The organism is Teichococcus rhizosphaerae, from assembly GCF_002631185.1.
GTDB classification, from domain to species: domain Bacteria; phylum Pseudomonadota; class Alphaproteobacteria; order Acetobacterales; family Acetobacteraceae; genus Pseudoroseomonas; species Pseudoroseomonas rhizosphaerae.
In genome coordinates, this window is the sequence record NZ_PDNU01000002.1 from 72,254 (window position 1) to 89,199 (window position 16,946).

The following is a 16,946-nucleotide window of genomic DNA, read 5'->3' on the forward strand; positions in this document are numbered from 1 at the left end:
GTCCGTGGCGCGTAAAGGTCGGTCGGGTCCGGCCCGCTTGTTTCGTGGCTGGGTGCGAGGTGTGTGCTTGTTGGAGACTTCTCCGCCAGGAGTCCGGCAGGAAGCGGCAAGAATTTACGATAATTTTCTTTATAAGGTTTATGAGGACTGGTCTGGAGAGCATGAGCAGGCGATGGGCCGTAAACCCTTCAGCCAGCAGGACGCTGCCCTCGCCGCTCCAGGCGGCGGAAGGCGGTATGGCCGGCAGATGATGGAAAACCGGCCTCAGCGCCGGCAAGCGTGGTGTGCCCGCAGGGACTCGAACCCTGGACCCCAAGATTAAAAGTCTCGTGCTCTACCGACTGAGCTACGGGCACATGGGGGAGACGGGCGGGAGAAACCCTCCCGCGCCGCCCCTGTCAAGCCTCGCGGCGATAGCGGCGAGGAATCAGGCCGCGTCGGCGGCGATCTGCGCCTTCACCAGGCGGTCCGGCTCGCGCACCATGCCGCTCTGGCCGGTGCCGCGCTTGATCTTGTCCACGAACTCCATGCCCGAGGTCACCTGCCCCCAGATGGTGTACTGGCCGTCCAGGCTGGAAGCCGGCGCGAACATGATGAAGAACTGGCTGTTGGCGCTGTTCGGGTTGGCGGTGCGGGCCATGCCGCAGACGCCGCGCAGGAAGCGCGCCTTGGCCGGCGGGCTGAACTCGGCCGGCAGGTCGGGGAGCTGGCTGCCGCCCGTGCCGGTGCCGGTCGGGTCGCCGCCCTGGGCCATGAAGCCCTCGATCACGCGGTGGAAGGGCGTGCCGTCATAGAAGCCCTGGCGCACCAGGGTCTTGATGCGCTCGACATGCTGGGGCGCGAGGTCGGGGCGCAGCTTGATGACGACGCGGCCATCCTTCAGATCGAAGAACAGGGTGTTCTCGCGATCGTCCTGGGCGGCGGCCTCATTGGTGGTGGCTTCGGTCATCATGATCCCCGTGATGGCGATGGAACTGGCGAGCAGGTCGCGACGGCGCATCCTGTGTCACTCCCCCTGGTGTGGCGCGCGAACCCGGGCAAGGGTGCGCTCGCATGTCAGGCGCGGCACGAAGGTGGAGATGTCCCCCCCCAGCCGCGCGATCTCCTTGACGAAGCGCGAGGAGATGAAATGGTTGCCCTCGCTGGCCATCAGGAACAGCAGCTCGATCTCCGGATCGAGCCGGCGGTTCATGCCGGCCATCTGGAACTCGTAGTCGAAATCGGTGACGGCGCGCAGGCCGCGCACGATCACCTCGGCGCCGACCTCCCGCGCGAAGCCGACCAGCAGCCCCTCGAAGGGCACCACCTCGATCACCGTGCCGGTACGCTCGGCGATGCTCGCCACCTCGGCGCGCACCAGCGCCACGCGCTCCTCGAGCGGAAAGAGAGGCCCCTTCCCCGCATTCATGGCGACGCCGACCACCAGCCGGTCCAGGATGCGGGCGGCGCGGTGGATGATGTCGAGATGCCCGTTGGTGACGGGATCGAAGGTGCCGGGATAAATGCCGCTGCGCGGCCTGCGCGGGGACGGCTCAGACATCGGCCCCGTCCTCCCCCGCATCCCCCTCGCCCGGCGCGGCCTCCAGCTGGTCCTGGTCCTGGCCCTGCTCCTCGACGACGGTGAAGCAGGAGGTGACGCGCTCCTCGCCGTCCAGCCGCAGCAGGGTGACGCCCATGGCGGAACGACCGGTGACACGCACCTGATCGACGGGGAGGCGGATCAGCCGGCCATTGTCGGTGACCAGCATCACGTCGTCGCCCTGGCGCACCGGGAAGGTGGCCACCACCTCGCGCCCTGTGCGCTTGGCGAGGGTGATGTTGGCGATGCCCTGCCCGCCACGACCCGTCACGCGGTACTCATAGGCGGAGCTGCGCTTGCCGAAGCCGCCATCCGTCACGGTGAGCAGGATCTCCTCCTGCTCCTCCAGCTCCGCGAAGCGCTCGGGCGAGAGGGCGATCTCGGTGCCGGCGGCCTCGGCATTCTCCTCGGCCAGCGACTCCTCGGCCTCGGCCGCCGCCTCGGCGCTTTCCTCCGCGCTGCGGCGCTTCTGCGCCGCCTGCTTCAGATAAGCCGCCCGCTCCTCGACGCTGGCATCGACGTGGCGCAGCACCGAGAGCGCGATCACCTCGTCCTTCAGCGCCAGCTTGATGCCGCGCACGCCCGTGGAATCGCGGCCCGCGAAGACGCGCAGCGTGTCCACGTCGGCCACGAAGCGGATGGCGCGCCCGCCGCGCGTGGCGAGCAGAACGTTGTCCCCCTCGCGGCAGGTGGAAACGCCGATCAGGCTGTCCCCCTCGTCCAGCTTCATGGCGATGAGGCCGGAGGAGCGGACATTCCGGAAGTCGGACAGCCGGTTGCGGCGGACATTACCCTGCGCCGTGGCGAAGACGAGGTGCAGGTTCTCCCACAGACCCTCATCCTGCGGCAGCGGCAGCACGGCGGTGACGTATTCCTCCGCCTGGAGCTGCAGGAGCTGGCGCAGCGAGCGGCCGCGCGCGGTCGGCCCGGCCTCGGGCAGCTTCCACACCTTCTCGCGGAAGGCCATGCCGCGGCTGGTGAAGAACAGCACCCACTGGTGTGTGTGCGCGTTGAAGGAGCGGATGACGACGTCGTCCTGCCGCATGTTGGCGCTGCTGCGCCCGCGCCCGCCACGGTTCTGCGCGCGGAAGGTCTCGAGCGGCGTGCGCTTGACATAGCCGTCGCGCGTCAGCGTCACCACCATCAGCCCGGGCTCGATCAGGCTCTCGTCGTCCTGGTCGGCGATGCCGTCGACGATCTCGGACAGGCGCGGATTGGCGATCTGCGCGCGCACGGCGCGCAGCTCCTCCGACATCAGCTCCAGCCGGCGCGGGCGGGAGGAGAGGATCTCCAGCAGCTCGCGGATGCGCGCCGCCACCTCGTCCAGCTCGGCGTTGATCTTGTCCCGCTCGAGGCCGGTCAGGCGCTGCAGGCGCAGCTCCAGGATGCCGCGCGCCTGCGCCTCGGTGAGCCTCACCGTGTCGTCGACAACGACATTGCCGGAATCGTCCACCAGCTCCAGCAGCGGGCCCACATCGGCGATCGGCCAGTCCCGCGCCATCAGCGCGGCCCGGGCGGTGACGGCGTCGGGGCTTTCGCGGATCAGGCGGATCACCTCGTCGATGTTGGCGACCGCAATGGCGAGGCCCACCAGCAGGTGGCCACGGTCGCGCGCCTTGGCGAGGCGGAAGCGCGAGCGGCGGAGGATCACCTCCTCGCGGAAGTCGATGAAGGCGAGCAGCGCCTGGCGCAGCCCCATCTGCTGCGGCCGCCCCTCATGCAGGGCGAGGAAGTTCACCGCGAAGGAGGTCTGCAGGTTGGTGTAGCGGTAGAGGTGGTTCAGCACCACCTCGGGTGTCGCGTCCTTCTTCAGCTCGATGACGATGCGCAGGCCCGAGCGGTCGCTCTCGTCGCGCAGGTCGCTGATGCCCTCGATCTGCTTGGTCCGCACCAGGTCGGCGATGCGCTCGATCAGCGCCGCCTTGTTCACCTGGTAGGGGATCTCGGAGATGGCGATGAGGCTGCGGCCGCCGCGCATCTCCTCGATCTCGGCGCGCGCCCGCAGGATCACGCTGCCGCGCCCCGTCTCGAAGGCCGAGCGGATGCCAGCGCGGCCCAGGATCAGCGCCCCGGTCGGGAAGTCCGGCCCGGGGATGATCTGCATCAGCGCCTCGAGGGTGGTGTCCGGGTCCTCGATCAGCTTGAGCGTGGCGTCGATCACCTCGCCCGGGTTGTGCGGCGGGATGTTGGTCGCCATGCCGACGGCGATGCCGTTGGCGCCGTTCACCAGCAGGTTGGGGAAGGCGGCCGGCAGCACGCGCGGCTCCTCGGCGCTCTCGTCGTAGTTCGGCGCGAAATCGACGGTGTCCTCGTCGATGCCCTCCAGCAGCGCGGCGGCCGACTTGCCGAGGCGGGCCTCGGTGTAGCGCATGGCCGCCGGCGGGTCGCCGTCCATGGAGCCGAAATTGCCCTGGCCGTCGATCAGCGGCACGCGCAGCGAGAAGGTCTGCGCCATGCGGACCATGGCGTCGTAGATCGCGCTGTCGCCATGCGGGTGGTACTTACCCATCACGTCGCCGACGACGCGGGCGGATTTCTTGTAGGGCTTGTCGGCGGTGAAGCTGTTCTCGTTCATCGAGAACAGGATGCGCCGGTGCACCGGCTTCAGCCCGTCGCGCACATCCGGCAGGGCGCGCGCGACGATGACGCTCATCGCGTAGTCGAGGTAGGAGCGGCGCATCTCCTCCTCGAGCGCGATCGGCAGGGTGCCTTCCGGCGGAATATGGGCGGCGGGCCCGGTTACGTTGTCGCCCGTGCCGTTGTCGCTTTCGCTCACGCGGTCATCCCATGCAGCAAAGTGGGGGGTGGGCCGGCCCGGCGCGAGGCGCGCGGTGGCTGGAACGTCCTCCACGGAAAATCGGGGATGTTATAGCCGCTCCGGTGCGTTCCGCCAAACGGCGCCGGGCGGGAATTCCTTCCCGCCCCGACAACGGCTTAGGCCGCCGGGGACCGGGCCGCGGGAGCGTGGTCCGGAGGGGCGGCCGGCGAGCCGCGCTTGAGCAGGGCCACGGCCAGGGCGGTGACAATGGTGCCGGCCAGGATGGCCAGCAGGTAGCCTAGCGGGTTGCCCACCGCGCCGGGGATGCCCACCACGAAGATGCCGCCATGCGGCGCGCGCAGCGTGCAGCCGAGCAGCATGGACAGCGCCCCCGCCACCGCCGAGCCCGCGATCAGCGCCGGAATGACGCGCACAGGGTCCTTGGCGGCGAAGGGGATGGCGCCCTCCGAGATGAAGGCGGCGCCGAGCACGGCGGCGGCCTTGCCGGCATCCCGCTCCTCCTGGCTGAAGCGGCCGCGCGCGATGAGGGTGGCCAGCGCCACGCCGAGCGGCGGCGTCATGCCGGCGGCCATCACCGCCGCCATCGGCGCATAGGTCTCGGAGCCGAGCAGGCCGACGCCGAAGGCATAGGCCGCCTTGTTCACCGGCCCGCCCATGTCCACCGCCATCATCGCGCCGAGCACGAGGCCCAGGATCACGGCGTTGGAGGTGCCCATGCCGCGCAGGAACTCGGTGAGCCAGGCGAGTGCCGCCGCGATCGGCGTGCCCAGCACGTAGATCATCAGCAGGCCGGTGACCAGCGAAGCCAGCAGCGGGATGACCAGGACAGGCTTGAGCCCTTCCAGGCTTTCCGGGAAGGGCAGCCTGTCCCGCAGGAAGCGCGCCACGTAGCCGGCCAGGAAGCCGGCCGCGATGCCGCCCAGGAACCCCGCCCCCACCGCCCCTGCCAGCGAGCCGCCGACGAAGCCCGGCGCCAGGCCGGGACGATCCGCGATGGAGAAGGCGATGAAGGCGGCCAGAACCGGCACCATCAGCGCCAGCGCCGATTGCGCGCCGATCTGGAACAGCGCCGCCGGCAGGCTGCCCGGCTCCTTGAACGCCTCGATGCCGAAGGCGAAGGAGAGCGCGATGCAGAGCCCCCCCGCCGTGACCAGCGGGATCATGTAGGAGACGCCGGTCATCAGGTGCTTGTAGGCGCCCGGCGCCTGCCCGGCCTTGGCTGGCGCGGGCGTGGCGGCGCCGGATGCGGGGGCGCCGCCCTGGGGCGCGGCGGCGAGGGCGCGGGCGATCAACCCGGCGCCGTCCTTCAGCGCGTCCCCCGTGCCGCCGGTGACGATGCGCTTGCCGGCGAAGCGGGCGGTGTCCACGCCTGTGTCGGCGGCGATCACCACCGCATCCGCCTCGGCGATCTCCTCCGGCGTCAGCGCGTTCCGGGCGCCGACCGAGCCCTGCGTCTCCACCCGGATGCTGTGGCCGAGCTTCGCCGCCGCCTTTTCCAGCGCCGCCGCCGCCATGAAGGTGTGCGCGATGCCGGTGGGGCAGGCGGTGATGGCGACCAGCTTCCTCGGCCCCTCGCCCATGGCGGCGCCGGCCGGTGCCGCGGCGGCCATGGCTCCCGGCGCGGCTTCGGCCAGGAGCGGCGGCGCCGGCCGCGGCAGCAGCGCCAGCGAGGCGGCCGCGCGCAGGGCCTGCTCCGGCCGGCGGATCGCCTCGATGACGGTGGTGGCGATCAGCGGCCGCCCGGCATGGCGCGCGGCGTCGGCGGTGGCGTCACCCACCAGCAGCACGGCATCCGCCGCCCCGGCCGCCGGGGCAGGCGCCTCGGCGGTGTCGAGGGTGAGGTCGAGCGCGGCCCACCCGGCCGCGTCACGCAGCGCCTCGGCGGCCATGGCGGCATGTGGGGCGCTGGCGGCGTGGCGGATGACGGCGAGCAGCCGGGTCGGCTTGGCCTGGCCGGGATCAGAGGGCATGGCTCTCGTCCTGGTGGGAGGTGCGGAGGAACTCGGTGCCGGGCCGGGTAGTCAGGTGGCGGGGTATGGGGTCAGAGGCGCTCGGCATGCGCGGCCTCCGCCAGGCGGGCGATCTCCGCCAGTTCCGGCCTCCCCTCGCCCGCCGCGGCCACGGGGCGGGAAACGGCGGCGGCGGCGCAGCCGGTGGCCAGCCGCGCGGTCGCCTCGGGCTCCAGGCCGCGCGCCAGGGCGGCGGTCAGGCCGGCCACCATGGCATCGCCGGCCCCGACGGTGGTGGTCAGCCGCACCCGGGGCGGCGTCACCCACAGGGTGGCGCCGGGCAGCGCGAAGAGCGCCCCCTCCCCGCCGGCCGAGACCACGACGTGCTCGATGCCCTGACCCTGCAACTCCCGCGCGGCGGCGACCAGCGCCGCGCGGTCCGGCAGGGCGCGGCCGAGCAGCGCCGAAAGCTCGTCACGGTTGGGCTTCACCAGCACCGGCCGGGCCGCGCGCGGCGCGGCGAGCGCGGCGGCGAGGGCGGGGCCGCTGCTGTCCAGCACCACGCGGGTGCCCTGGCCATGCAGGCGACCGGCCAGCCAGGCCCAGGCACCGGCATCGAGCCCGGGCGGCAGGCTGCCGGCCAGCACGGCGAGGCCTGGGCCATGGGCCAGCTTCCCCGCCACCGCCTCCAGCGCGCCCTCCGGCGTGGCGGCGCCGGGCGGGTTGATGTCGGTCACCTCTCCCGTTCCGGTTTCCACCAGCTTGACGTTGATGCGGCACCGCCCGGGAACCGCCACGAAATCCGTGGCGATGCCCAGCCCGCCCAGGAACTCCGTGAAGGCCGGAACATCGGCGCCGCCCAGCAGGCCGGTGGCGAGCGAGGCCTCCCCCAGCACGCCCAGCATCACGGAAACATTGACCCCCTTCCCGGCGGGCCGCAGCTCCGCAGCTCCTGCGCGGTTCACCTCCCCCCGCGCCAGCCTGGGCAGCGGGATGGTGAGGTCGAGCGCCGGGTTCAGCGTGACGGTGGCGATGCGCGGGCGCGGGTTGGCGGGGGCCATCTCAGCCCGCCCCGCCCAGGGCGCGCAGCGCGGGCAGCGCGCGCACCTCGGCCGCCGTGGCGCAGTTCAGCGCCTCGCGCGCCACCGCCTCGGCCCTGGCCATGCTGAGCGCGCGGATCTGCGCCTTCAGCGCGGCCACGTTGGGGATGGAGACGGACAGCTCATCGACGCCCAGCCCCACCAGGATGGGTGCCGCCATGGGATCGGCGGCCATGTTGCCGCAGACGCCGACCCAGCGGCCACGCGCATGGGCGGCCTGCACCGTCATCTGGATCAGCCGCAGCACGGCCGGGTCCAGCGCGTCGGAGCGGGCGCCGAGCGTCGGGTGCAGGCGGTCCACCGCCAGGGCGTACTGCGTCAGGTCGTTGGTGCCGATGGAGAAGAAATCCGCCTCGCGGGCAAGCTGGTCCGCCATCACCGCGGCCGAGGGCACCTCGACCATGATGCCCACCTCCACCGGCGGCGTGGCCAGCGACAGGCGCTCCTTCTCGATCAGGTCGCGCGCGGCGCGGAGGTCGGCCAAACCATCCACCATCGGCAGCATGACGCGGATGTCGCCATGGCGGGCGGCGCGGAGGGCGGCGCGGATCTGCGCCCGGAACAGGGCCGGCTCGGCCAGCGAAAGGCGCAGGCCGCGCAGGCCGAGGAACGGGTTGGCCTCGGCCGGATGATTGACGAAGCGCAGCGGCTTGTCGCCGCCCGCGTCCAGCGTGCGCAGCACCACGGGCAGGCCGCCGAAGCCCTCGGCGAGGCGGCGGTAGAGGCCGAACTGCTCCTCCTCCGAGGGTGGCTCGGCGCGGTCATCGAACAGGAACTCGCTGCGCACCAGCCCGCTGCCCTCGGCGCCGGCGGCGACGGCCTCCGCCGCCTCCTCCGGCCCGCGCACATTGGCGGCGACCTCGACGCGGTGGCCATCCTGCGTGACGGCGGGGCGGAAGGCGGCGCGCCTCGCGGCCTCGGCCCGCTCCTTCCCCCGCGCGCGGGAGGCCTCGGCGCGGCGGAGCGCGGCCTCGTCAGGGTCGGGGATCAGGCGGCCGCGGTCGCCATCCAGCACCACGGGCGTGCCGTCGGCCAGCGCCAGGACACCCTGCCCCGCCGCCACCACCGCCGGAATGCCGAGGGCACGGGCCAGGATGGCGGTGTGCGCCGTGGGGCCGCCCGCCGCCGTCACCAGCCCCACCACGCGGGCGGGGTCCAGATTGGCGGTCTCGGAAGGCGTCAGGTCCTCGGCGGCGACGATGGCGCGCTCGGGCGGCGGCGCCACCGTCTCGCCAGCGCCCACCAGATGGCGCAGCACGCGGCGCGCCACGTCCTTCAGGTCGGTGGCGCGCTCGGCCAGCAGCGGGTCGCCGAGGCCGGCCAGGGCGGCGGCACGGCCCTCGGCGGCGTCCTGCCACGCGGCGGGGGCGGAGGCGCCGCCCTCGATGGCCCGCTCCGCCGCCGCCAGAAGCTCGGGGTCCTCCAGGAACTCGGCATGGGCGGCGAAGATGCCGGCATGCTTGTCCCCCACGCGCTGCGCCATCTCGGCCGAGACGGTCTTCAGCTCGGCGCGGGAAGCCTCCAGCGCGGCCTCCAGCGCCGCCTTCTCGGCCAGCGGGTCCGCCGCCATCCTGGCGAAGCCGGCGGCCTCCGAGCGGAAGCGGTGCAGCACGCCGATGGCGACGCCGGGGCTGGCCGGCAGCCCGGCGATGGCACCCGGCTCCAGCGGCTCATCCTCCATGGGCGCGGCGGGGGCCGCATCGGCCGGCACGGCGGGCGCCACGTCGCGGTCGCCCAGCTCGTCGGCGAAAGCCGCGCGCAGCGCCTCGATGGCCTTCGCCGCGTCCGGGCCGGTGGCGCTCAGCGTCATCGCCGCCCCCGGGCCGGCGCCGAGCTGCAACAGGGCGATCAAGCTCCGCGCATCGGCCCGCCGGTCGCCATGCGCCAGGGTGAGGCGCGCCTCGAAGCCCTTGGCGAGCTGCGCCAGCAGCTTGGCCGGGCGGGCATGCATCCCGGCGGCGGCGGGGGCGCGCACCTCCGCGCTCAGCATCCCGCCCGTGGTGTCTGGCGTGGCGTCTGGCGCGGCGTCCGGCTCGGGCGGCGCGGCGGCGGGTAGCGGCGCGCCGGGGTCGAGCGCGGCCAGGATCTCCCCCTTGTCGGCGGTGCGGGCCAGGCGCGCGGCCAGCGCCTCCTCCCCCAGCACGTCGGTCAGGCGGCGCAGCACGGCGATGTGCTCGTCGCCCTGCGCGGCGATGGCGACCACGAGATGCGCCACGTCATCGCCGTTCCAGCGCACGCCGTCCGGCACCTGGAGCACGGCGATGCCGGTGCGCGCGATCAGCCCCCGGTCGGCGCGCTGGCCATGCGGGATCGCGATGCCGTTGCCGAGGAAGGTGTCCGCCTCGCCCTCGCGTCGCAGCATGCTGTCGGCATAGGCGGCGTCGATGGCGCCGGATTCGGCCAGGAGCTGCGCGGCCTGCCGGATCGCCGCCTCCTTGCTGGAGGGCCGGGCGGCGAGGCGGATGCGGTCTGCGGTGAGGATCACGGGCCTGCGGGTCCCTCTCGTCCGGCGGTCGAAATGCGTCGGCCCGCGCGAGGCGGGCCGGGCAGAGATTGCGATGCATCCCCGGAAGCGCAATCCGGGGCGCTTCCGGCCGGGCACGCTAGAACGGGATGTCGTCGTCCAGGTCGCTGCCGCCGCCCTTGGGCGCGTCCCAGCCGCCGCGCTGCGGGCGGGCGCCGCCGCCATTGCCGCCACCGCCAGCACCGCCGCCGGCGCCACGGCCACCGCCATAGCCACCCCCGCCGCGCTCGGCCCCGCCCTCGAAGCCGCCACCGCCGGCACCCTCGCCGCCACGGCCGTCGAGCAGGGTCAGCTCGCCGCCGAAGTTGCGGATCACGACCTCGGTGGAATAGCGGTCCTGGCCAGCCTGGTCCTGCCACTTCCGGGTTTCCAGCTTGCCCTCGATATAGACCTTGCTGCCCTTGCGCAGGTACTTCTCGGCGATCTCGCCCACCTTCTCGTTGAAGATGGCGACCGAGTGCCACTCGGTCCGTTCCTGCCGGTTGCCCTCGCGGTCCTTGTAGCTGTCCGTCGTGGCCAGGCGCAGGTTCACCACCCGGCCGCCATTCTGGAAGTTCCGCACCTCCGGGTCCCTGCCCAGGTTGCCGATCAGGATCACCTTGTTGACGCTGCCGGCCATGCCGCGCGGTCCTTTGCCCGTTCTCGCCCGCCAGGGCCGGCGCACCCGCCCGCAACGGAGGGCGGGGCGGTCCGGCCATGGCGGCGCTGTTTCACTTCGCTGTGCGCACCATGGCGCAGCGGCGCGCAACCTAGCCATGCGGCACGGCCTCGGCCAGCCCCGATGCCAAGACCTTGTTCTGGTCACGCACGCGCCCACTTTTCGCGGGCGGCGGATACTGGCACAAAGCCACCCGGAACACAATGCGAACGCCCGCCCCCTCCCCCCGCCTCCACGACCGCCCCAGGAGCCGCCGTTGAAGATGCAGCCGAAGCCGCATGCCACCTCCGGTCAGAATGACCAGATCCGCATCCGCGGCGCGCGCCAGCACAACCTCAAGGATGTCGATATCGACATCCCCAAGCACACGCTGACGGTGATCACCGGGCTTTCCGGCTCCGGCAAGTCGTCGCTGGCCTTCGACACCATCTATGCCGAGGGGCAGCGCCGCTATGTCGAGAGCCTCTCGGCCTATGCGCGGCAGTTCCTGCAGCTGATGCAGAAGCCGGACGTGGATTCCATCGAGGGCCTGTCGCCGGCCATCTCGATCGAGCAGAAGACCACCAGCCACAACCCGCGCTCCACCGTGGGCACGGTGACCGAGATCCACGACTACATGCGCCTGCTCTGGGCGCGTGCCGGCGTGCCCTATTCCCCCGCCACCGGCCTGCCGATCGAGGCGCAGACGGTGAGCCAGATGGTGGACCGCGTGCTCGCCATGCCGGAGGGCACCCGCCTGCTGCTGCTGGCTCCCGTGGCGCGCGGCCAGAAGGGCGAGTTCCGCAAGGAGCTGGCCGAGTACCAGCGCCGCGGCTTCGAGCGCGTCAAGATCAACGGCACGCTGATGCGCGTCGAGGAGGCGCCGGCGCTCGACAAGCGCAAGAAGCACGACATCGAGGTGGTGGTGGACCGCGTCGTGGTCGGCAATGAGGGGCTGGCGCAGCGTCTGGCGGACAGCTTCGAGACGGCGCTCGGCCTGGCCGACGGCGTCGCCTATGCCGAGGACGCGGACAGCGGCGAGCGGACGGTGTTCTCCAGCCGCTACGCCTGCCCCGTTTCCGGCTTCACGCTGGAGGAGATCGAGCCGCGGCTGTTCTCCTTCAACTCGCCGCAGGGCGCCTGCCCGGTGTGCGACGGGCTCGGCACGGAAAGCTTCTTCGACCCCGCCCTGGTGGTGCCGGACGACAGCCGCAGCCTCGCCGACGGCGCCGTGGCCGCCTGGGCCGGCAACAGCGCGCCCTATTACGACCAGACGCTGGAAAGCCTGGCGAAGCATCTCGGCATCAAGACCGACAAGCCCTGGGGCACGCTGCCCGAGCGGGCGCGGGACGCCATCCTGAACGGCACGGGCAGCGAGGTGGTGGCGCTCCGCTACAAGGACGGGCTGCGCGCCTATGAGGTGAAGAAGCCCTTCGAGGGCGTGCTGCCCAACCTCGCCCGCCGCCTGCACGAGACGGACAACCCCTGGGTCCGCGAGGACCTCGCCCGCTACCAGGCGGACCGGCCCTGCCATGCCTGCTGCGGCGCCCGCCTCAAGCCCGAGGCGCTGTCGGTGAAGGTGGCGGGCATGCACATCGCCGGCGCCAGCGAGCTGTCCATCCGCAAGGCGCTGCCCTGGTTCGAGGGGGTGGAGGCCACCCTCACCCCGCAGCGCGCCGAGATCGCCCGGCGCATCCTCAAGGAGATCGTCGAGCGGCTGCGCTTCCTGCTGGATGTGGGCCTGGACTACCTGTCCCTCGCCCGCTCCTCCGCCACGCTCTCCGGTGGCGAGAGCCAGCGCATCCGGCTCGCCAGCCAGATCGGCTCCGGCCTCACCGGCGTGCTCTACGTGCTGGACGAGCCCTCCATCGGCCTGCACCAGCGCGACAATGAGCGGCTGCTGACCACGCTGCGCCGCCTGCGCGACCTCGGCAACACCGTCCTCGTCGTCGAGCATGACGAGGACGCCATCCGCACCGCCGACCACCTGATCGACATCGGGCCGGCAGCGGGCGCGGGCGGCGGGCGCGTCATCGCCCAGGGCACGCCGGAGGAGGTGGCGGCGCATCCGGACAGCGTGACGGGCGCCTATCTGTCCGGCCGCCGCGCCATCGCCGTGCCGGAGAAGCGCCGCCCGGTGGACGAGAAGCGGATGCTGCGCGTCGTCGGCGCCAGCGGCAACAACCTGCGCGGGCTGACGGCGGGCATCCCGCTCGGCACCTTCTCCTGCGTCACGGGCGTCTCCGGCGGCGGCAAGTCCACCTTCGTCATCGAGACGCTCTACAAGGCGGTGGCACGCCGGCTGATGGGCGCCGGCACCGTGCCCGCGCCGCATGAGCGGATCGAGGGGCTGGAGCACCTCGACAAGATCATCGACATCGACCAGTCGCCGATCGGCCGCACGCCGCGCTCCAACCCGGCGACCTATACCGGGCTGTTCGGCCCGATCCGCGACTGGTTCTCGGAGCTGCCGGACAGCCGCTCGCGCGGCTACAAGCCGGGGCGCTTCAGCTTCAACGTCAAGGGCGGGCGCTGCGAGGCCTGCCAGGGCGACGGCGTGCTGAAGATCGAGATGCACTTCCTGCCCGATGTCTACGTCACCTGCGACACCTGCAAGGGCAAGCGCTACAACCGCGAGACGCTGGAGGTGAAGTTCCGCGGCAAGTCCATCGCCGACGTGCTGGAGATGACGGTGGACGAGGGGGTGGAGTTCTTCTCCGCCGTGCCGGCCATCCGCGACAAGCTGCGCGTGCTGAAGGAGGTGGGGCTCGGCTACATCCATCTCGGCCAGCAGGCCACCACCCTCTCGGGCGGCGAGGCGCAGCGCATCAAGCTGGCCAAGGAGCTGAGCCGCCGCGCCACCGGCCGCACCCTCTACATCCTCGACGAGCCCACCACCGGCCTGCACTTCGAGGATGTGTGCAAGCTGCTGGAGGTGCTCCACCAGCTCGTGGACCAGGGCAACACCGTGGTGGTGATCGAGCACAACCTGGAGGTCATCAAGACCGCTGACTGGCTGCTCGACCTCGGCCCCGAGGGCGGCGATGGCGGCGGGCAGATCGTGGCGGAGGGCACGCCGGAGGATGTGGCGCTGGTGGCGGCAAGCCACACGGGCCGTTTCCTGGCGCCGCTTCTGCCGAAGCCGGCCCGCAGGCGCAGGCGGGCATGAAACAGCCCCGTGGGAATTCCTTCCCCCGGGGCTTTTCTTATCCCAGCAGGCTCTTTCGAGCCCGCCCTCAGCGCAGGTTGAAGCGCACCGGCACGGTCAGGATCACCGGATCGCCCGCCATCTCGTCCGGCGGGGCCGGCAGGGGTGAGGCGCGCTGGATCATGGCGACGATCTCCTCGTCCAGATCCGCGTGGCCGCTGCTGCGCACCAGGCGCCAGCCCGTCACCGTGCCATCGCGCCGCATGCTGAAGGTCAGCACGCCCGTTCCCTCCTGCCGGCGCAGCCGCGCGACGTTCGGGTAGCGCTTGGCGCGCTCCAGCGCCGCCGACAGGCGCCCCAGATAGGAGGGCGGCGGGCCGGCGGAGCGTGCGGGCGCCACCTGCGCGCCCGGCGGCGGCGGCGCGGCCGTCTGCGGCCCGGGCGGCGCGGTGCTGGGCATGGGCGCCGCGGGGGCGGCAGCGGGGCGTGGCGGCGCCGGGCGCGGCTCGGGCCGGGGCGGCGCCGGTTTGGGCGGTGCTGGCCGGGGCGGTGCGGGGCGCGGCGGCGGCGGGCGGGGCGGCGGGGGCTCGGGCGGCGGGGGGGGCGGTGGCGGCGGCGGCTCCTCCACCTCCAGCACGGGCGCCGTTTCAGGCTCCGGCGCCGCTTCCGGCTCCGGCGGCGGCGCTTCCGTCACCGGCTCGGGCTCCACCGCCTGCAAGGGCGGCGGCTCGGCGGGCGCCACGGGGGGCGGCTCGAGCGGCTGCACGGTGGGCGGCGGCTCGGTCGTCACCGGCTCGGCGGACACCATGGCGTTGGGCGGCGGCGGCTCGCTGGTGGCGCTCATCGCCTGCGGGGCCACGGCCTGCACGGGCTCGGCCACCTCGGCCGCCTCGCTCGCCTCGCTGGCGGGAGCGGTGGGAAGGCTCGCCAGTTCCAGCGGCACCAGCTCGGGCGCCGGCTCGGGTGCCGGCACGCCATAGAGAAGGAACACCGCGGCGCCGCCATGCAGCAGCGCCGAGACGCCCCAGCCAAGCGCCCGGCTGCCGCGCAGCCCGATCCCCGGGCCGCCCAGGCCATTGCCCCCCAGGCCATTGCCCCCGAGAGTCTGCGTTGTCATGCCAGGAGCCTGTTCAGCGGGCGCGGATCGCGGGGCCCGCGGGTTCCGCCTCGGCGATCAGGGACACCTTGGTGATGCCGGCCTGGGTGATGCGGCCCATGACGCGCAGCACCTCGCCATAGGGCACGCTGCGGTCGCCGCGCACATAGACGGGGGCCTCGGGGTCTTCCTCGCGCAGCGTGGCGAGGCGGGCCGCCAGCTCGGCGGCGGGCACCTCCTCCTGGCGGATGAAGACGCGGCTGTCGGCCGCCACGGTCAGCACCACGGGCGGGCGCTGCGCGGCGGCGCGCGGCGCGGCGGTCTTGGGCAGCTCCACCGGAACGCCCACCACCATCATCGGCGCCGCCACCATGAAGACGATCAGCAGCACCAGCATGACGTCCACCAGCGGGGTGACGTTCATGTCCGCCATGGGCAGCGGGCCGTCATCGTCGCCGCCGCCCAGGCTCGGTCCGGCAAAGGCCATGCCGCTTACTCCGCCGCGGCCGCGCGGTTGGCGTGGGAGGCCGCCAGGACGGGCGGCCGGCGGGACAGGCTGGAGGCGAGGTCGGCCGCGGCCGACTGCCCGTCCTGCCGCAGCCGGCCCAGGCGCACCAGCAGGCGGTTATAGGCCATCACGGCGGGAATGGCGGCGACCAGGCCGATGGCGGTGGCGAACAGCGCCTCGGCGATGCCGGGAGCGACCACGGCCAGGCTGGTGTCGTTGCTCTGCGCGATGTTGGAGAAGCTGTTCATGATGCCCCACACCGTGCCGAACAGGCCGATGAAGGGCGCCACCGCCCCGGTGGTGGCCAGAAAGGGAAGGCCGGGCTCCACCTTGCGCAGCTCGCCGCTCAGGGCGTGGCGCATGGCGTGCTCCATGCGGTGGCGATACTCGAAGCGGCTCTCGCCATCCTCGCGGCCGTCGCGCCATTCGCGGGTGCCGGCGCGCAGCACCCGTGCGGCGAGCCCCTCCCCCTGCGGCGCCTGTGGGGCGGCCTGGCTGCCTGGGGCGGCGGCGCCCACCAGCTTGCGCACCTCGCGCCCGAGCCGGCTCAGCAGCAGCGACTTCTCGACGATAATGGCCCAGCAGACCAGCGAGGCGAGCACCAGCGAGATCATGACCGACTTGACCACCCAGTCCGCCATGAGGAACAGGCCGAGCATCGACATGTCGGCATGGGCGGCCGCGTTGGCGACTTCCGGAAGGGCGGTGGCGGCATCGGTCGGGTTCATCGCGACCTCCTCACTTGTCGAAGGAAACGCCGTCGACGCGCGACGACAGCGCGAGACGGGGGAGGCAGGCGGCGGCGGTCTCGGCCGCGCCGCAGGCCAGCAGGTCGTTCAGCAGGAAGGCGCCGATGCCGTCGCAGGGCTGGGTGCTCAGGTCGAACACCCGTGCGAGGGTCTTCTCGCGCGGCAGCGGCCCGACATCGAGCGAAAGGCGCTGGGCGATCACCCCGTCCTTGCCGAAGATCAGGAGGTCGAGGCGCAGCGGGTCGACCGGCTCGGCGCCGGGGTTGCGCAGCACCAGCCACACCCGGCAGCCATTGGCATTGCCGTTCTGGCGCGGCTCGAGCCGGTTCAGCTCCAGCCCGATGCGCTCCGCCACGGATGAGGCCCCCTGTGCCGCCGCGGGCGAGGCGGCCAGCGGGAACAGCGGCGCCGCCAGCAGCGCGGCCGTGACGAACCCCAGGGCGCCCAGCATTCGGCGGATCGGCATGGCGGCAACATCCCCTTCGCAACTGCGTTGGCTTATGCCGCCAATGAGAGTCTGTTGCAATGCGAATGACTCGCAATATTGCAGAAACAGGCGGTGCCCTGTGCCATGTGGCATCGCGCAAGCGGGAAGCCGCGCGAACGCAAGGGCGCCCACGCTGGAGATGCCGGAACTAAGGATATGGGGGGGATGGTGCCGACGCCCGGGATTGAACCGGGGACCTACTGATTACGAATCAGTTGCTCTACCGCTGAGCTACGTCGGCGCGCGGCCGCTCTCTAGCGCCCCTCGCGTGCCAGGGCAACCACCTTCCTGCGTACGCGGTGCCGGAAATGTGGGTGGCGGAGAGGATGGCCGGAGCGGCCGCAAACGAAAGCCGGGAGGCGGTCCCGCCGCGCCCCGGCCTTCATCCGT

12 protein-coding genes and 2 tRNA genes are annotated in these 16,946 nt (G+C 72.6%); 1 reads left to right on the forward strand and 13 read right to left on the reverse strand.

What is annotated here, in order from left to right; genetic code table 11:
- Window positions 1–280: 280 nt before the first annotated feature.
- The 8 genes from CR162_RS01570 to ssb form a co-directional block, all read right to left on the reverse strand.
- A tRNA-Lys gene (locus tag CR162_RS01570) sits at window positions 281–356 on the reverse strand.
- A gap of 71 nt (window positions 357–427) precedes the next feature.
- A complete protein-coding gene (locus CR162_RS01575; protein ID WP_099093921.1) occupies window positions 428–949 on the reverse strand; it encodes a peptidylprolyl isomerase in 522 nt (173 codons plus the stop codon).
- A 57-nt stretch (window positions 950–1,006) separates the two neighbouring features.
- Window positions 1,007–1,540 carry a pantetheine-phosphate adenylyltransferase gene (gene coaD / locus CR162_RS01580; protein WP_099093781.1) on the reverse strand — a complete coding sequence of 178 codons (534 nt, stop codon included), beginning with the start codon at window positions 1,538–1,540 and terminating at the stop codon, window positions 1,007–1,009.
- Window positions 1,533–4,259: a DNA gyrase subunit A gene (gene gyrA, locus CR162_RS01585; protein WP_245870085.1), complete on the reverse strand. Its 2,727-nt coding sequence runs from the start codon at window positions 4,257–4,259 to the stop codon at window positions 1,533–1,535. Before gyrA ends, coaD begins: the two co-directional genes overlap by 8 nt.
- 254 nt (window positions 4,260–4,513) lie before the next feature.
- Complete coding sequence (locus CR162_RS01590; RefSeq protein WP_099093782.1) at window positions 4,514–6,328, reverse strand: fructose-specific PTS transporter subunit EIIC; 1,815 nt, start codon at window positions 6,326–6,328, stop codon at window positions 4,514–4,516.
- 71 nt (window positions 6,329–6,399) lie between these two features.
- Window positions 6,400–7,368 carry a 1-phosphofructokinase family hexose kinase gene (locus CR162_RS01595; protein ID WP_099093783.1) on the reverse strand — a complete coding sequence of 323 codons (969 nt, stop codon included), beginning with the start codon at window positions 7,366–7,368 and terminating at the stop codon, window positions 6,400–6,402.
- A gap of 1 nt (window position 7,369) precedes the next feature.
- On the reverse strand, window positions 7,370–9,892 hold the full coding sequence (ptsP, locus tag CR162_RS01600) for a phosphoenolpyruvate--protein phosphotransferase (protein ID WP_099093784.1): 2,523 nt from the start codon (window positions 9,890–9,892) through the stop codon (window positions 7,370–7,372).
- Window positions 9,893–10,010: 118 nt separating this feature from the next.
- Window positions 10,011–10,550: a single-stranded DNA-binding protein gene (gene ssb, locus CR162_RS01605; protein WP_099093785.1), complete on the reverse strand. Its 540-nt coding sequence runs from the start codon at window positions 10,548–10,550 to the stop codon at window positions 10,011–10,013.
- Window positions 10,551–10,851: 301 nt separating this feature from the next.
- Here ssb and uvrA point away from each other — a divergent pair, with 301 nt between their 5' ends.
- Window positions 10,852–13,737 (forward strand): excinuclease ABC subunit UvrA, encoded by a 2,886-nt coding sequence (uvrA, locus tag CR162_RS01610; protein ID WP_099093923.1) that lies wholly within the window; start codon window positions 10,852–10,854, stop codon window positions 13,735–13,737.
- A 67-nt stretch (window positions 13,738–13,804) separates the two neighbouring features.
- Here uvrA and CR162_RS01615 read toward each other — a convergent pair whose 3' ends face one another.
- The 5 genes from CR162_RS01615 to CR162_RS01635 all read right to left on the reverse strand — a co-directional run bounded on the left by CR162_RS01615 (window position 13,805) and on the right by CR162_RS01635 (window position 16,797).
- The gene (locus tag CR162_RS01615; protein ID WP_099093786.1) at window positions 13,805–14,833 is read right to left on the reverse strand and encodes an energy transducer TonB; all 1,029 of its coding nucleotides are present in this window, start codon (window positions 14,831–14,833) and stop codon (window positions 13,805–13,807) included.
- Between the two features lie 13 nt (window positions 14,834–14,846).
- Entirely contained in the window at window positions 14,847–15,299 is a 453-nt protein-coding gene (locus tag CR162_RS01620) for an ExbD/TolR family protein (protein WP_099093787.1), read from the reverse strand.
- A gap of 5 nt (window positions 15,300–15,304) precedes the next feature.
- Window positions 15,305–16,048 carry a MotA/TolQ/ExbB proton channel family protein gene (locus CR162_RS01625; protein ID WP_099093788.1) on the reverse strand — a complete coding sequence of 248 codons (744 nt, stop codon included), beginning with the start codon at window positions 16,046–16,048 and terminating at the stop codon, window positions 15,305–15,307.
- Between the two features lie 10 nt (window positions 16,049–16,058).
- Window positions 16,059–16,535 (reverse strand): Tat pathway signal protein, encoded by a 477-nt coding sequence (locus tag CR162_RS01630; RefSeq protein WP_099093789.1) that lies wholly within the window; start codon window positions 16,533–16,535, stop codon window positions 16,059–16,061.
- A 187-nt stretch (window positions 16,536–16,722) separates the two neighbouring features.
- Window positions 16,723–16,797 (reverse strand) — tRNA-Thr (locus CR162_RS01635).
- Window positions 16,798–16,946: the final 149 nt, after the last annotated feature.

Bases quoted from the DNA above. Each gene is read 5' to 3' on its own strand.
- CR162_RS01575 (WP_099093921.1), bottom strand. From the start codon at position 949: ATGACCGAAGCCACCACCAATGAGGCCGCCGCCCAGGACGATCGCGAG.
- coaD (WP_099093781.1), bottom strand. From the start codon at position 1,540: ATGTCTGAGCCGTCCCCGCGCAGGCCGCGCAGCGGCATTTATCCCGGC.
- gyrA (WP_245870085.1), bottom strand. From the start codon at position 4,259: ATGCGCCGCTCCTACCTCGACTACGCGATGAGCGTCATCGTCGCGCGC.
- CR162_RS01590 (WP_099093782.1), bottom strand. From the start codon at position 6,328: ATGCCCTCTGATCCCGGCCAGGCCAAGCCGACCCGGCTGCTCGCCGTC.
- CR162_RS01595 (WP_099093783.1), bottom strand. From the start codon at position 7,368: ATGGCCCCCGCCAACCCGCGCCCGCGCATCGCCACCGTCACGCTGAAC.
- ssb (WP_099093785.1), bottom strand. From the start codon at position 10,550: ATGGCCGGCAGCGTCAACAAGGTGATCCTGATCGGCAACCTGGGCAGG.
- uvrA (WP_099093923.1), top strand. From the start codon at position 10,852: ATGCAGCCGAAGCCGCATGCCACCTCCGGTCAGAATGACCAGATCCGC.
- CR162_RS01615 (WP_099093786.1), bottom strand. From the start codon at position 14,833: ATGACAACGCAGACTCTCGGGGGCAATGGCCTGGGGGGCAATGGCCTG.
- CR162_RS01620 (WP_099093787.1), bottom strand. From the start codon at position 15,299: ATGGCCTTTGCCGGACCGAGCCTGGGCGGCGGCGACGATGACGGCCCG.
- CR162_RS01625 (WP_099093788.1), bottom strand. From the start codon at position 16,048: ATGAACCCGACCGATGCCGCCACCGCCCTTCCGGAAGTCGCCAACGCG.
- CR162_RS01630 (WP_099093789.1), bottom strand. From the start codon at position 16,535: ATGCCGATCCGCCGAATGCTGGGCGCCCTGGGGTTCGTCACGGCCGCG.